Annotated in this window: 14 protein-coding genes; all 14 read left to right on the forward strand. The window is 66.3% G+C overall.

All coding sequences use genetic code 11. The annotated features are described in order from the left end of the window. Positions 1-44: 44 nt before the first annotated feature. The 14 genes from ACPYIS_RS04445 (at position 45) to ACPYIS_RS04510 (ending at position 14,132) form a co-directional block, all read left to right on the forward strand. Entirely contained in the window at positions 45-326 is a 282-nt protein-coding gene (locus tag ACPYIS_RS04445) for a rubredoxin (protein WP_299021414.1), read from the forward strand. Next, entirely contained in the window at positions 316-873 is a 558-nt protein-coding gene (gene hybE, locus ACPYIS_RS04450; protein ID WP_299021397.1) for a [NiFe]-hydrogenase assembly chaperone HybE, read from the forward strand. The genes ACPYIS_RS04445 and hybE overlap by 11 nt, the downstream gene beginning before the upstream one ends. Next, the gene (locus ACPYIS_RS04455; RefSeq protein WP_425973905.1) at positions 870-2,030 is read left to right on the forward strand and encodes a hypothetical protein; all 1,161 of its coding nucleotides are present in this window, start codon (positions 870-872) and stop codon (positions 2,028-2,030) included. The genes hybE and ACPYIS_RS04455 overlap by 4 nt, the downstream gene beginning before the upstream one ends. After that, positions 2,023-2,376: a hydrogenase maturation nickel metallochaperone HypA gene (locus ACPYIS_RS04460; RefSeq protein ID WP_299021391.1), complete on the forward strand. Its 354-nt coding sequence runs from the start codon at positions 2,023-2,025 to the stop codon at positions 2,374-2,376. The genes ACPYIS_RS04455 and ACPYIS_RS04460 overlap by 8 nt, the downstream gene beginning before the upstream one ends. A 20-nt stretch (positions 2,377-2,396) precedes the next feature. Continuing rightward, positions 2,397-3,356: a hydrogenase nickel incorporation protein HypB gene (hypB, locus tag ACPYIS_RS04465; RefSeq protein WP_424895026.1), complete on the forward strand. Its 960-nt coding sequence runs from the start codon at positions 2,397-2,399 to the stop codon at positions 3,354-3,356. A gap of 3 nt (positions 3,357-3,359) precedes the next feature. Next, the gene (locus ACPYIS_RS04470; RefSeq protein WP_424859924.1) at positions 3,360-4,508 is read left to right on the forward strand and encodes a carbamoyltransferase HypF; all 1,149 of its coding nucleotides are present in this window, start codon (positions 3,360-3,362) and stop codon (positions 4,506-4,508) included. Next, complete coding sequence (locus ACPYIS_RS04475; RefSeq protein WP_299022925.1) at positions 4,499-4,738, forward strand: HypC/HybG/HupF family hydrogenase formation chaperone; 240 nt, start codon at positions 4,499-4,501, stop codon at positions 4,736-4,738. Before ACPYIS_RS04470 ends, ACPYIS_RS04475 begins: the two co-directional genes overlap by 10 nt. Then, positions 4,735-5,898, forward strand: coding sequence for a hydrogenase formation protein HypD (gene hypD / locus ACPYIS_RS04480; protein WP_299022922.1), 1,164 nt, complete (start codon positions 4,735-4,737; stop codon positions 5,896-5,898). The genes ACPYIS_RS04475 and hypD overlap by 4 nt, the downstream gene beginning before the upstream one ends. A gap of 80 nt (positions 5,899-5,978) precedes the next feature. Then, positions 5,979-7,013: a hydrogenase expression/formation protein HypE gene (gene hypE, locus ACPYIS_RS04485; protein ID WP_424860145.1), complete on the forward strand. Its 1,035-nt coding sequence runs from the start codon at positions 5,979-5,981 to the stop codon at positions 7,011-7,013. Positions 7,014-7,038: 25 nt separating this feature from the next. Next, entirely contained in the window at positions 7,039-8,781 is a 1,743-nt protein-coding gene (locus ACPYIS_RS04490) for a hydrogenase maturation protein (RefSeq protein WP_424895025.1), read from the forward strand. A 36-nt stretch (positions 8,782-8,817) separates the two neighbouring features. After that, a complete protein-coding gene (locus ACPYIS_RS04495) occupies positions 8,818-10,251 on the forward strand; it encodes a sigma-54-dependent transcriptional regulator (RefSeq protein ID WP_424859923.1) in 1,434 nt (477 codons plus the stop codon). 57 nt (positions 10,252-10,308) lie between these two features. Then, positions 10,309-11,304 carry a HupU protein gene (locus tag ACPYIS_RS04500; RefSeq protein ID WP_299022906.1) on the forward strand — a complete coding sequence of 332 codons (996 nt, stop codon included), beginning with the start codon at positions 10,309-10,311 and terminating at the stop codon, positions 11,302-11,304. Further along, positions 11,301-12,761, forward strand: coding sequence for a nickel-dependent hydrogenase large subunit (locus tag ACPYIS_RS04505; protein WP_299022904.1), 1,461 nt, complete (start codon positions 11,301-11,303; stop codon positions 12,759-12,761). Before ACPYIS_RS04500 ends, ACPYIS_RS04505 begins: the two co-directional genes overlap by 4 nt. A gap of 21 nt (positions 12,762-12,782) precedes the next feature. Further along, positions 12,783-14,132: a PAS domain-containing sensor histidine kinase gene (locus tag ACPYIS_RS04510; protein ID WP_299022899.1), complete on the forward strand. Its 1,350-nt coding sequence runs from the start codon at positions 12,783-12,785 to the stop codon at positions 14,130-14,132. The last annotated feature ends 88 nt before the right edge of the window (positions 14,133-14,220 follow it).

Genomic DNA, 14,220 nt, shown 5'->3' on the forward strand with positions numbered 1-14,220 from the left:
ACCACAGTCCACTGGCACCCGGCGATGACTCGAGGGTCGTCGCAATGACGGCGGGAGATGCGCCGTCCGCCCCCATTGGTCAGGATGCCAGCGGTGGTCACGGCTTCGAGGGTAGCTACCTGGGGAAGCGGGAGCAGCTGCGGCCCTGGTCGCGGCTGGAGTGCAAAATCTGCTGGTGGGTCTACGACCCCAACGAGGGCGATCCGCAATGGCAGATCCCGTCCGGAACCCCGTTTGCTGAGTTGCCGTCGCACTGGCGTTGCCCGCAGTGCGACGGGGATGCGCGACAGTTTCTGCTCTTGCCCGATGAACGCGATGGCAACTGACGCCCACCCCTTCGGGCCGACGGCGGCCCTGCGGATATCGGCAACCGCGCGTGTTGGCGGCCCCGCCGGGCTGGCAAGCCGCGTCGAACAATTGGAGGCGTTTTACCGCTGGGTACACACCGAGCGCATGCAGGGGCTCCCGATCCTCAATCCTGCCCTTCAGGTGGAGGCGGTGGGTTTTCGGCTGCTCGATGGCGATGGCATGGTCGCGGGAGGGGTGCTCATCACACCGTGGTTCATGAGTCTGGTGTGTCTGCCCTTGACATGGCAGGATGGCGGGCAGCGCATCGGTTGCAAGCGTGAGCGTGCGTTTGGTAACCAATGCTTCGAGTTCATCGGTGCGCACGACCCCGCGATCGGTTGGCACGAGGCATGCGCGTTGTTTTCACCCATGGGGGGATTCGATCGGCACGAACTGGCGCGCGAGACGGCGTGCGCGGTGTTGGCATCGCTGTTTGCCGAGGGCCAGAAGACCTCTGTGGCACCGGGTGATAGGGCGTCGCGCCGGGCGTTTTTGCTGGGGCGGCGCGCGGGTGCGTCGTCATGACTGCCATCGCCGGCAGCCTGGAGATGCGCCCGGGCGTTGCCGCCCCCCACAACGTGCGCAGCACGAGGCGGAATTGGGTGTCACCGCTGGTGCAGGGGCGGCCCATCGACCAAGTGCCGGGGCTGGTGGCCACTGTGCTGAGTCTGTGCGGGGCCGCGCATCGCTGCGCCAGCACGCTCGCCATCGAGGCGGCGGCGGCGATGCCCGGTTCGGCCAAGGGCACCATCGATACCATGCTGCATCGCGAGACGGTACGGGAGCATCTGTATCGGATTGCACTCGATTGGCCGCGATTGCTGGCCGGGGGCGACGGCGGTGCACTGGCAACGGCCGCACTGGCTTCGATGCAGCGCTGCCCGTTGGCTGGCGCGCGAGCATCGCCGGCGCAGCTCTGGCCAGCCCTGAGTCATTGGTTGCGGGACGAGTGGTTGCATACCGATCCCGCGCGCTGGTTGCAGGCATGGCTGGCCGAGGGTATCGATTGGTTCCACGCGTGGAGTCGGCGGCATACCGGGTGGCTGGGCGCGTTGCTGCGCACGGCCCGACAGGCGGACGTGGCGTGGCCGCGGGGAGTCGTCCTGCGCCCTTTGTTCGCGCACGGCAGCGAGGTCGAGCTGCGCCGGCTGGCGGCAGACATCGCGTCACGGCCGGGGTTCGACCGTCTGCCGCAGTGGCGGGATGCGCCCGCGAGCACGGGTTCGTGGGCGCGTTTGCGGCAGCCAGCCGAACCCGTGCCTCGGAGTGTTGGGGAATTGCTGGGTTATCGGCTTGCCGAGTTGGTGCGCCTGTGTTTGCCGGATGCTGGGGGTGAGTCAGGCGCGCAGTGGCTGGGTTGGGGGGTGGTTGCCGTTGGAGAGCGCCAATGCTTGGCCTGGGTGGAAATGGCGCGAGGGCTGCTGATCCACCTCGTGCGCCTCGGGCAGCCTCAGTCGGGAGCGGTGGCAACGGTGCTGGACTACCACGTCGTGGCGCCGACCGAGTGGAACTTTCATCCGGCGGGGTTGGCCGCGCAGGTGCTCGCCACGCTGTCGATCGACGATCCCGAAGTACGCGCTCGGGTGAATCTTCTCACCGCCGCGCTGGATCCTTGTGTGCCGGTTGAGATCTGCGCGCCGAACGAGGATACTGCAGGATACCAAGAGAGCAGTCATGCATGAAGCAAGTTTGGCCGGTGGCGTGTTGCAGCTGGTGGAAGAGGTGGCGCAGCGCGAGGGTTTCCGACGGGTGCTCGAGCTGCGGCTGGAAGCCGGGCAGCTCTCGGGCGTCGATGTGCGGGCGCTGCGCTTTGCGCTCGAGAGCCTGGCGCCAGGCACCCTGCTCGAGGGCGCACAGATCCACATCGACGAGCCCGCTGGGCAGGCGTGGTGTTTGTCCTGCAGCCAAAGCGTGCCGTTGGCCCAGCGGGGCGAGGCTTGCCCCGTCTGTGGGGGTTACCAGCTGCAGCCAACGGGGGGGATGGAGTTGCGCGTCGTCGACTTGCGGGTCAGCGACGCGGATGCGTGATTTGACCAAAGGAGTGAACGATGTGTGTCGTGTGTGGTTGCAGTGAGGGCGGCGCGGGGCACGCCCATCATGCGATGCTGGGCCAACAGGCGGACGCTGCTGCTGCCGAGACGGCGCGCGATACCCTGCACTTTGGCACGGGGGTGGCCCGGGTGTCGGTGCCTGGCTTGAGTCAAGAGCGTGCCATTCGGCTCGAGCGCGATATCCTGGGTGCCAACGATCGGGTGGCGCAGCAAAACCGGGCCCACTTCCGGGCACACGGTGTGTCGGCGCTCAACCTGGTGTCCAGTCCGGGTTCGGGCAAGACCACCCTGCTGTGCGCCACCATCGAAGCGCTGCGGCAGCAGGGGCCGCAGTGGGAGGTGGCCGTCATCGAGGGCGACCAGCAGACCAGTTTCGATGCCGAGCGCATCCGAGCCACCGGCGTACCTGCGATTCAGGTCAACACCGGCAAGGGCTGTCACCTCGACGCGCCGATGGTGGCGGAGGCGTTTGCGCGTCTGCACGCGCACTTCCATCACCACGGGGACGGGCACGAGCATGGGCACGCAGCGGTGCGTCGTCTGTTGTTCATCGAAAACGTGGGCAATTTGGTGTGCCCCGCGATGTGGGATCTGGGCGAGACGGCCAAGGTCGCGGTCCTGTCAGTGACCGAGGGGGATGACAAGCCCCTGAAGTATCCCGACATGTTTGCCGCCGCGCGGCTGATGATCATCAACAAAGTCGACTTGTTGCCACATGTTCGGTTCGATGTCAATCGTTGCATCGAGATGGCGCGTCGCGTCAACCCCACCATCGAGGTCATCGCCTTGTCGGCCACCTCTGGCGAGGGGATGCCGGTGTGGCAGGATTGGCTGGCCCGGGTGGTTGACGGCGAGCACCGTCAGGCGTCAGAGGCCGACGCGGAGGCTTTGCGCGCGCGGATTTCGCGGCTCGAGGCCGAACTGGCGCAGGCCAGGGCCGCGCTGGCGGAGCGTTGAGCCATGGGGGCTTCGGTCTTGGCGGTCGGCGCCTGGCTCAAAAACCGGGCTTGCCGGATGGGCGACGACGGTGTCGAATGGTCCGAGCTGCACGGAGACCTGAGCGATCCGCAGGCCTGTGCGGCGCTGGAATCGTCGGTGCAGGCGCTGATTCGCTCGGCGTCGAGCCGGGGTCGACCGGTGCGGGCCATCGCGCACGATTGGCATCCGGATTTTTTCAGTACTTGGCTGGCGCTGCGGATGGCTGACACGTTGGGGGTGGCTGCTGTGGGGGTCCAGCACCACCATGCGCACTTGGCGGCTGTCATGGCCGAGCACGGGATCGAGGCGCCCGCGCTGGGGCTCGCGCTCGACGGCGTAGGTCTCGGTACGGATGGCGCGGCCTGGGGGGGGGAGCTGCTCTGGACCGACGGGGCGACCTTCGAGCGCCTGGGCCACCTGCAGCCGCTGGCGCTGCCGGGGGGTGATCGCGCGGCGCGCGAGCCCTGGCGCATGGCCGCCAGCGTCTTGCACGCGCTAGGGCGTGGCGATGAAATCGTGCCGCGCTTCGTTCACGGCGTCGGCGCCGGGGTGGCCGCGGGTGTGCAGCAGCTGCTGCAGCGGGGGCTGAACTGTCCCACCACCAGCAGCGCCGGGCGCTGGTTCGACGCTGCCGCGGCAGCGCTGGGGCTGTGCCTGCGACAAACCGACGAGGCCCAGGCGGCGGTGGCACTGGAGCGTGTGGCGGCCGCAGCGCTGGCGCAATGGCCCCAGGCAGTGCCTTTGCCGGGGGCGGTCGTTCACCCGGACGGGTGTGTCGACCTGCGCACGGTCGTCGCCCCATTATTCGACATCCGCGATCCGCGGGACGTCGGTGTGGCCGCGGCGGGCTTTCATCTGGCGCTGGCCGATGCGCTGTGCGACGCGCTGCTGGCGGCGGCGCGGGTGCGCGGCGTGCGCCATGCGCTGCTCGGGGGCGGCTGCTTTTTCAACCGAATCCTGCGCGAGCGCTGCGTGCAGCGGCTGCAAGCGGCAGGGATGGACGTATTTCTGCCGGGCGCCATGGGGTGCGGGGATGCCGGTTTGGCCATCGGCCAGGCGTGGGTGGCCGCGCACCGGCTTGCCCTGCCCCGCCCTCGCAATGTGACCAAGGAGTTCATCGCATGTGTCTAGCCATACCCGCGCGCGTGGTCGAAAAACTCGACGGCGAACAGGCCGCGGTCGACCTGGGCGGCATACGCAAGACCATCTCGACGGCGCTGGTGCCCGAGGCGCAGGTCGGCGACTATGTCATCGTGCACGTCGGCTATGCGTTGGGTCTGCTCGACCCAGAGGAGGCTCGCCAGACGCTGGCGATGTTTGCCCAGTGGCAGGCCATGGGCGATGCGCAGGGGGCGCCATGAAGTACGTGGATGAATTCCGTGACGGCCAGCTCGCGCGGCGCATCGCCGCCGCGATCCACGATGAGGTCGGCGAGCGGCACTACCATTTCATGGAGTTTTGCGGCGGACACACCCATGCGATCAGCCGCTACGGGGTGCAGGACCTGCTGCCGCCCAACGTGCACATGGTGCACGGGCCCGGTTGTCCGGTGTGTGTGCTGCCGATCGGCCGCATCGACCAAGCCATCCGGCTGGCGCTGGAGCGCGGTGCGATCGTCTGCGCGTATGGCGACACCCTGCGCGTGCCGGCCAGTGACGGGCTGTCGCTCGCCAAGGCCAAGGCGCGCGGTGGTGACATCCGCATGGTGTATTCGGCCGCCGATGCGCTGGCCGTGGCGCGCGCGCACCCCGAGCGCGAAGTGGTTTTTTTCGCCATCGGTTTCGAGACCACCACCCCGCCGACGGCGTTGGTGATCCTGGAGGCACAGCGCGAGGGTCTGCCAAACTTCAGCGTGCTGTGTTGTCATGTGCTCACGCCAGCGGCCATCACGCACATCCTGCAGTCGCCCGAGGTACGCGAATTCGGCACCGTCCCGCTCGACGGCTTCATCGGACCCGCGCACGTGAGCATCGTCATCGGCACCGAGCCGTATGAGCATTTCAGCGAGGAATACCGCAAGCCTGTCGTGATCGCCGGATTCGAGCCACTGGACGTGATGCAGGCCATCCTGATGTTGGTGCGGCAGGTCAATGAGGGTCGCGCGCAGGTGGAAAACGAGTTCACGCGCGCCGTCACGCGCGAGGGCAACCAGCGTGCACAGGGGATCGTGTCGCAGGTGTTCGAGCTGCGAGCGCAGTTCGAGTGGCGCGGTCTGGGCACGGTGCCCTACAGCGCGCTGCAGATTCGCGAGCGCTTTGCGGCCTTCGACGCGGAGCGGCGGTTCGGCTTGACATACCGACCCGTGCCCGACAACAAGGCGTGCGAATGCGGAGCCATTCTGCGCGGGGTCAAGCGGCCGACGGATTGCAAAATCTTTGGCACCGTTTGCACACCGGAACACCCGGTCGGCTCGTGCATGGTGTCGAGCGAGGGCGCGTGCGCGGCGCACTACACGTATGGGCGCTTCCGGGACATCCCGATCGTGCATGCCGGCGCTGGTGTCGAGGAGAACGTTTCGTGACGGCGAATCTCCCCCTTTCCACAGCACCCGTGGCGCTCGATGCGCCGGCGGCCGACCCGACCCGAGCGTACAGCCGACCGCTGTCGATCCGCCACGGACGCATCGACGCCGCCCACGGCGCTGGCGGCAAGGCGGCCATGCAGTTGATCGAAGAGCTGTTTCTGGCCGCTTTCGACAACGAAGCGCTGCGCCAGGGCGACGATGGCGCGGTGTTGGCGTTGCCCGCTTTCGACCCCACACAGGGGCGGCTGGTCATGGCCACCGACGGGCACGTGATTTCGCCGCTGTTCTTCCCCGGTGGCGACATTGGCAGCCTGGCGGTGAACGGCACCCTCAACGACGTGGCCATGATGGGCGCGCAGCCGCTGTACCTGAGCGCGAGCTTCATTCTGGAGGAGGGCTTGGCGCTGGCGGACCTGCAACGCATCGTGTACAGCATGGGGGCGGCGGCGCGCGCGGCAGGGGTGCCCATCGTCACGGGCGACACCAAGGTGGTCGAGCGCGGCAAGGGTGACGGCGTCTTTATCAGCACCACGGGCGTGGGGGTGCTTGCCCCCGGCGTACACATCAGCGGGCGCAACGCGCGTGCGGGCGACGCGATCCTGCTGTCGGGCAGCATCGGTGACCATGGCGTAGCCGTACTGTCGCAGCGTGCCGGCCTGCAGTTCGAGACCACCATCGAGAGCGACAGCGCTGCCCTGCACACGTTGGTGGCGGCGATGCTGGCGGCGGCGCCAGGGGGTGTGCACGTGTTGCGGGATCCGACTCGTGGGGGCTTGGCCACCACGCTCAACGAGATCGCGCGCCAGTCCGGTGTGGGCATGGTGCTCCAAGAGGCCGCGATCCCGGTCAAGCCGCAGGTCGAAGCCGCCTGCGAGCTGCTCGGGCTGGATCCGCTGTACGTTGCCAACGAGGGCAAGCTCGTGGCCCTGGTGGCGCCGGAGGTGGCCGAGCGTGTGCTGCAAGCCATGCGTGCGCATCCGCTCGGACGCGACGCCGCCTGCATCGGCCAGGTGATCGCCGATCCCCACCACTTCGTGCAGATGGCTACCCGCTTCGGCGGCCGCCGTGTGGTCGATTGGCTCAGCGGTGAGCCGTTGCCGCGTATTTGTTGAAGGGCAAAGCAACGGTTGGTTCGTCATGGCGCTGCGTATTTTGTTGCTGTGCCACGGCTTCAACAGCCTGAGCCAGCGGCTGTATGCCGAGCTGCGCGCGCGCGGCCATACCGTGAGCGTCGAGCTCGATATCGCCGACCGAGTGACCGAAGAGGCGGTGTCCCTGTTTGCGCCCGACCTGGTGCTGGCGCCGTTTTTGAAGCGGCGTATTCCCGATACCGTCTGGCAACGCGTGCCGTGTTTCGTGGTCCATCCGGGGCCACCCGGAGACCGCGGGCCGAGCGCATTGGACTGGGCGGTGCGGGAACGGCTCTCCCACTGGGGGGTCACCGTGTTACAGGCGAACGGAGAATTCGATGCAGGCCCGGTGTGGGCCCATGCCGATTTCGCCACGCGAGCGGCCACCAAGAGCAGCCTCTACCGGCGCGAAGTGACCGAGGCGGCGCTGCAGGCGACGTTGGCTATGTTGGCCCGATTCGAGTCTGGCGTGCGCACGCCGCCCGCAGGGCCGTCCCCCACGATGCGTTGGCAGCCAGCGATGCGGCAAGCCGACCGTGCCATCGACTGGGAGTGCGACGACACCGCGACCGTGATGGCCCGCTTGCGCTGCGCTGACGGGCAGCCCGGGGTTCTCGACGCCCTCTGGGGGCAACCTTGCTATCTGTATGACGCGCACGAGGCCAGTGCCGCCACCATGGCGGCGTTTACCAATCATCGGCCCGGGCGCGTGTTGGCAGTGCGCGACGGCGCGCTGTTGCGGCGCACGGTGGATGGCGGTGTCTGGATTGGGCACGTGCGTTTGGCCGATCCCCCCGGCACCGCGGCGGGACTCGGGCATGTCAAGCAGGTGGCGGCGGACGTATTTGCCGAGCAGGTGCATGCCCTTGCGCACTCCCCCGCGCCGCTGACGCGACCCGACGACGAGTGGGGTGAATTGCGCTACCGGGAACATGGCCCCGAGGACGCCCGAGTGGGTTGCCTGTCGTTCGACTTCTACAATGGAGCAATGACCACCGTGCGCTGCGAGCGCTTGCTCCGGGCGTTGCAATGGGTGCGCCAACGGCCGCTGCGGGTGCTGCTGTTGTTGGGCGGTGAAGATTTTTTCAGCAACGGCATCGATCTCAACGCCATCGAGGCGGCGGCGCAGTGTCCCGGAGACAGTGCGGCCGATGCGTCATGGCGCAACATCCAGGCCATCGATGACGTGGCGCTGGCCATTTTGCAGATGACCGACCGCGTCACGGTCAGCGTGATGCGTGGCAATGCAGGGGCGGGAGGTGTCTTTTTGGCGCTGGCGGCCGATCTCGTGTGGGCCCACGAGGCCGTGGTGCTCAACCCACACTACAAGAACATGGGCAATCTGTATGGATCGGAGTATTGGACCTACGCGCTACCGCGTCGCTTGGGGGATGATGGCGCGCGTGCCCTCATGGCGACTCGGCTGCCGATGCGGGCCCGTGATGCCTGGCAGATGGGGTTGATCGATGCCTGCGTTGAGGGGCCGCGGCATGTGCTGGAATCCGAGGTGTTGGCACGAGCGTTGGCGCTGGCGGCCGCCGCGGATCACGTCGAGCGCATAGCGGCGAAACAACGGCAGCGGCAGGCCGACGAGGCGATTCGACCGCTATCGTGGTACCGTGAACAAGAGCTGCAGCGCATGCATCGCAACTTTTATGGATTCGATCCCAGCTACCACGTGGCCAGGCACCATTTCGTGCACAAGTTACCTCCCGCATGGACGCCGCGCCATCTGGCCATACACCGCTGACCGATCGTCATGTCTCGTCCCCTAGCGCAGCCTGCGATGCCTACGGTTTTGATCGTGGATGACGAGCAGCGTTCGCAGGAAGCGCTGCGTCGCACGCTTGAGGATGACTTCACCGTCATCACCGCCAGCAGTGCGGACGATGCCCGCTGCCTCTTGGAAGAGCACCCAGTCCACGTCATTCTGTGTGATCAGCGCATGCCGGGACAGACCGGTGTGCAGTTTCTGCGCGAGGTACGCGAGCGCTGGCCCGACGTCGTGCGCATCATCATTTCGGGATATGCCGACAGCGAGGAAATCATCGCTGGCGTCAACGAGGCGGGCATTCACCGCTACATCCTCAAGCCTTGGTTGCCGGATCATTTGCTGGAGTCGGTGCGCAGTGCGGTCGAGGCACTGGCGCTGCAGCAGCAGACCGCGCGCCTGGACTTGGAGCTGCGCACCAGTACACGTGCGCTGCGGCAGCGCATAGCGACACAGCTGTCGCTGGTGCAGCAGCAGTTTGGTTTCGATCGCCTCGTGCGCATGCCAGGCAGCCCCCTCGATGGCGTGTGCGCCATGGCCGAACGTGTCGCGCGCTACGACATCTCGGTGTTGTTGCAGGGCGAATCCGGGACGGGTAAAGAGTTACTGGCGCGTGCCATCCACTACGCGAGCCCGCGTTGTGCAGGGCCTTTCGTGGTCGAAAACTGTGCCGCCATTCCGGATACCTTGCTCGAGTCGGAACTGTTCGGTCACAAGCGCGGGGCTTTTACGGGGGCCTTCGAGGACCACGTCGGCCTGTTCCAGCGCGCCAACGGTGGCACGATATTTCTCGACGAGATCGGCGAAACGTCGCCGGCTTTTCAGGTCAAGTTGCTGCGCGTCTTGCAGGAAGGGGAGGTGCGCCCGGTGGGCGCGGCACGACCGGTACCGGTCGATGTGCGCATCATTGCGGCCACGCACCGCGACCTGGAGCAAAGGGTGCGCGAGGGATTGTTTCGCGAGGACTTGTATTACCGCATCGCTGCCGTCACGCTTACTTTACCCCCGTTGCGCGAGCGCGTGGGAGACATTCCGGCCATCGCGCGCCAGATCGTGCAGGACGTGGCCGCCGAGTTGGGTCATCCCGGTGTGCAGCTCTCCGACGAGGCGCTGGCGTGTCTGCTTGCTTACCCCTGGCCGGGCAACATCCGCGAGTTGCGCAACGAGTTGGCGCGCGCGATGACGCTGCATGACGGCGCGGTATTGTCCTCGGATGTGTTTTCGCTTCGCGTGCGTCAGGGGCGGGGGAGTGGTGCCGGTGGGCGCGGCTGGATCACCGAGCCCGGCAGTGGTACCCTTAGCGAGCGGCTCGAGGTGGTCGAAGCCGTGATCTTGCGAGACGCTTTGCTGCGGCATCGCTGGAACAAGACCCGTACGGCGGCCGAGCTGGGACTGTCGAGGGTCGGTTTGCGCGCCAAGATGCGCCGCTTTGGGTTGGATCACCCATGAAGGCCGAGCCTGGTGCATCGTGTCTCGGCACGCCGGATGAGCTGAGGAGAGTTGCCCATGAACGTGTTGTGGCTGCAATCTGGCGGCTGTGGGGGATGCAGCATGTCGCTGTTGTGCGCGAATACGGCCGATTTCGATGGACAGTTGCGCGCCGCGGGCATCGATCTGTTGTGGCACCCCTCGCTGTCGTTGGCCAGTGGTGAGGAGGTCCGTGCGCTGCTGCAATCGGTGCTCGACGGTGCGACACCACTCGATGCACTTTGTGTAGAAGGCGCCCTGCTGCGCGGTCCAAACGGCACCGGCCGCTTTCACGTGCTCGCCGGCACCGGGCGACCAATGATCGATTGGGTGCGCGAGCTCGCGACGCGGGCGTCTTATGTATTGGCCATCGGCAGCTGTGCCGCCTGGGGTGGCGTCACCGCTGGTGGGCCCAACCCCACCGACGCCTGTGGCCTGCAGTACGACGACGAGATCCCCGGTGGTTTGCTGGGTGCGGAGTTTCGATCCAGCAGTGGACTGCCGGTGATCAATGTTGCGGGTTGTCCCACGCATCCCGGTTGGGTGATCGACACCTTGATGGCCCTGGCCGCGTCCGAAATCGCGGCGCAAGACCTCGATGCCTACGCGCGCCCGCGGTTTTACGCCGATCATTTGGTGCACCACGGTTGCACACGCAACGAGTACTACGAGTTCAAAGCCAGTGCCGTCAAACCATCGGACCTGGGCTGCCTGATGGAGCACCTTGGCTGCAAGGGTACACAGGTCCACGCCGACTGCAACACCCGGCTCTGGAATGGCGAGGGTAGCTGCACTCGTGCCGGTTACGCCTGCGTGGCTTGCACCGAGCCGGGTTTTCAAGAGCCTGGCCATCCCTTCCATCAAACACCCAAGATCGCCGGCATTCCGGTTGGCCTGCCCACGGACATGCCCAAGGCGTGGTTCGTCGCGCTGGCCTCGCTGTCCAAGAGTGCAACGCCCAAGCGCGTTCGGGTCAACGCCGTGGCCGATCACTTGGTCGAGAAACCTGCCATCCGGCGGACCCGGCTCACATGACATCGCGCCTGTTGGTCGGCCCCTTCAATCGTGTCGAGGGGGATTTGGAGGTGGCGCTGCAAATCAGCGATGGGCGTGTGCAGGACGCACGCGTCAACGCGCCGATGTTCCGAGGGTTCGAGCAGATCCTGCGCGGCAAGGTGCCACAGGACGCCTTGGTATTCGTGCCCCGCATCTGTGGGATCTGCTCGGTATCCCAGTCGGTGGCGGCAGCGCACGCCTTGGCCGAACTGGCCGGCGTGGCGATGCCCCCCAACGGTCGACACACCATCAATCTGATGTTGGCGACCGAAAACCTGGCCGACCACCTCACGCACTTCTACCGGTTTTTCATGCCGGATTTCACGCGCCCCGTGTATGCTGACAGACCCTGGCACGCAGAGGCAGTGCGGCGCTTCGCGCCCGATGGGGGGCAACAGATTCGCGCGGCGACGGCAGCGCGCCAGCGTTGGCTGACTATTTTGGGCACGCTCGGTGGTCGGTGGCCGCATACACACAGTGTTCAGCCTGGTGGATCGACGCGCGCGATCGACAACGCGGAGCGACTCCGCCTGCTGGCCACGGTACGCGAATTTCGTTTTTTCGTGGAGCGGGAGTGGATTGGCGACTCACTGGACGCCTTCATCCACCTGGACAGCGAAGCCGCGCTTTGGTCTTGGCATGCGCGGGCGCCCCTCGGGGGGGATCTGCGGTTTTTTCTGACACTGGCGAGCGAGTTGGGTTTGCAGAACCTGGGGCCGGGCCCCGGTCGTTACCTAAGTTTCGGCGCCTACCCGCAGCCCGATGGTTCGTTCGCGTTACCTCGCGGTGTATGGCGCCAAGCGCAACACCGGCTCGACACCGTCGATGTCGGCTCGATTTCGGAGGACGCCACCTGTGCCTGGCTCGAGCATGGGAATGGCGCCCTGCATCCGTGGCAGGGTCGTACCGAGCCGGACGCGGACAAAGCCGGCGCGTATACCTGGAACAAGGCCCCTCGGCTGGCTGGAGAGGTGGTGGAGACCGGTGCCATTGCCCGGCAGGTCGTCGACGGTCACCCGTTGCTGCGTGATGCACTGGCTCGCCACGGCGGCACGGTATTCACCCGGGTCTTGGCGCGCGTGCTGGAGCTGGCGCGGGTGATTGGGTGGATGGAGGCTTGGTTGCACGCGTTGCGCCCGGGGCAGCCGTATTGCGTGCCAGCCAATCTGCCCGCGGAGGGTCGCGCGGCCGGATTGTCCGAAGCCGCGCGCGGCGCTTTGGGTCACTGGCTCGTGGTGCGTGACGGCAGGATTGCCAACTATCAGATCGTCGCACCGACGAGCTGGAATTTTTCGCCTCGCGACGCGCAGGGAACGCCTGGCGCGCTCGAGCAGGCGCTGGTCGGGGCACCCGTCGTGCCGGGCGAGACGACGCCGGTGGCGGTTCAGCACATCGTGCGCTCGTTCGATCCCTGCATGGTCTGTACCGTCCATTAGAAGACGAGAGAGGGTCGAATCGTGAGTAGAGATCGCTCCCGCATCGAGGCGCCTGCCGCGACGCTCGACGGCGTGGACGAGTCGACCTGGCTGGATGTGATCCAGAAAATGGACGAGGTCTACACCCGTCTGATCGCCGACGAGGTCGAGCTGGAGAAAAAGAACGCCGAACTGGAACAGTCGCAGCAGTTCATCCTGAGCGTGCTCGGTGCCATGTCGGACGTGTTGATCGTCTGCGACGGGCAGGGGCGTATCGAGCAGGTCAATGCCGCGCTGTGCCAACTGGTGGGTAGGTCCGAAGAGAGTCTGTGCGGTGTGCGGTTCGTGGAGCTGCTGGCTGACGACGGCAGCGCCGCCATGGCTCGCGCTGCCATGGCCCAGGTCGATGGCGTGAATGCCCGACAAGGGATCGAGCTGCAGTTGTTGGATCGGACAGGGCAAGCGGTTCCCGTAGATGCGAGTTGTGCGCCGCGTCTTGGGGGCAACGGAAAACGACTGGGCACGGTCTGGGTGGGCCGGCCAATGGCCGAGCTCAAGCGTGCCTACCATGAGCTGCGCTCTGCACACGAAGCTCTCAAGCGCACCCAGCAACAGCTGCTGCACTCCGAGAAAATGGCGTCATTGGGGCAACTCGTGGCCGGGGTGGCGCACGAGCTCAACAATCCCATCAGCTTCGTGCTTGGCAATGTGCACGCGCTGCGCAAGTACTGCGAGCGGCTGCAGGTGTATCTACAAGCCCTGCAAGACCGGGTGCAGGACGACGAGATCGATGTCCTGCGCCGGCGGCTGCGTGTGGAGCATCTGTTGTCGGATTTGCCTTCGTTGATCGAGGGTACGCTGGAGGGTGCGCAGCGTACCGCCGATATCGTGCAAGGTCTCAAGCGCTTCTCGGCCATGGATTCCGAGGAGCGCCGGCCCGTCGATCTGGTGCCGGTCATCGAGCGCGCCATTCATTGGGTGCAAAAAGGGCGGCCTTCACCCGTGCAAGTCCACTGGGCTCCTCAGTGTGGTTGCACGGTGTTGGGTAGCGCGGGGCAGCTGCAGCAGGTGATGATGAACCTGCTGCAAAACGCGTTCGACGCGGTGGCGGGTGTGCCTCAGCCGACCGTGTGGGTCGAGCTGCGAAGCATCGACGATGGGCCGCCACGGGTGCAGGTGACCGTCCGCGACAACGGTCCAGGCATCGCCGCGGAGCATCTACTGCGCATCTTCGACCCATTCTTCACCACCAAACCGATCGGCAAGGGCACTGGCCTGGGGTTGTCGATCAGCTACGGCATCGTCGAGCAGCACGGCGGGCGACTGAGCGCGGCGAATGCCGAGGGAGGCGGCGCTCTCTTCGTGCTCGAGTTGCCGTGCGCTCGCACCTGAAGGGATAGGGGTTGCGTCGGCGGGGTTTTTGGTCCTGCTACCCCCGCTGCCGCAGTTGCAGGCAGAATCGTGCCCCGTTTTCAGCCAC

The sequence above is a fragment of the Tepidimonas sp. HKU78 genome (assembly GCF_049860815.1).
Taxonomy (GTDB): Bacteria; Pseudomonadota; Gammaproteobacteria; order Burkholderiales; family Burkholderiaceae_C; genus Tepidimonas.

Coding starts and splice junctions, on each gene's coding strand:
- hypB (WP_424895026.1), top strand. CDS start 2,397: ATGTGTGTCGTGTGTGGTTGCAGTGAGGGCGGCGCGGGGCACGCCCAT.
- ACPYIS_RS04455 (WP_425973905.1), top strand. CDS start 870: ATGACTGCCATCGCCGGCAGCCTGGAGATGCGCCCGGGCGTTGCCGCC.
- ACPYIS_RS04490 (WP_424895025.1), top strand. CDS start 7,039: ATGGCGCTGCGTATTTTGTTGCTGTGCCACGGCTTCAACAGCCTGAGC.
- ACPYIS_RS04505 (WP_299022904.1), top strand. CDS start 11,301: ATGACATCGCGCCTGTTGGTCGGCCCCTTCAATCGTGTCGAGGGGGAT.
- ACPYIS_RS04495 (WP_424859923.1), top strand. CDS start 8,818: ATGCCTACGGTTTTGATCGTGGATGACGAGCAGCGTTCGCAGGAAGCG.
- ACPYIS_RS04500 (WP_299022906.1), top strand. CDS start 10,309: ATGAACGTGTTGTGGCTGCAATCTGGCGGCTGTGGGGGATGCAGCATG.
- ACPYIS_RS04470 (WP_424859924.1), top strand. CDS start 3,360: ATGGGGGCTTCGGTCTTGGCGGTCGGCGCCTGGCTCAAAAACCGGGCT.
- ACPYIS_RS04475 (WP_299022925.1), top strand. CDS start 4,499: ATGTGTCTAGCCATACCCGCGCGCGTGGTCGAAAAACTCGACGGCGAA.
- hypD (WP_299022922.1), top strand. CDS start 4,735: ATGAAGTACGTGGATGAATTCCGTGACGGCCAGCTCGCGCGGCGCATC.
- ACPYIS_RS04445 (WP_299021414.1), top strand. CDS start 45: ATGACGGCGGGAGATGCGCCGTCCGCCCCCATTGGTCAGGATGCCAGC.
- hybE (WP_299021397.1), top strand. CDS start 316: ATGGCAACTGACGCCCACCCCTTCGGGCCGACGGCGGCCCTGCGGATA.
- ACPYIS_RS04460 (WP_299021391.1), top strand. CDS start 2,023: ATGCATGAAGCAAGTTTGGCCGGTGGCGTGTTGCAGCTGGTGGAAGAG.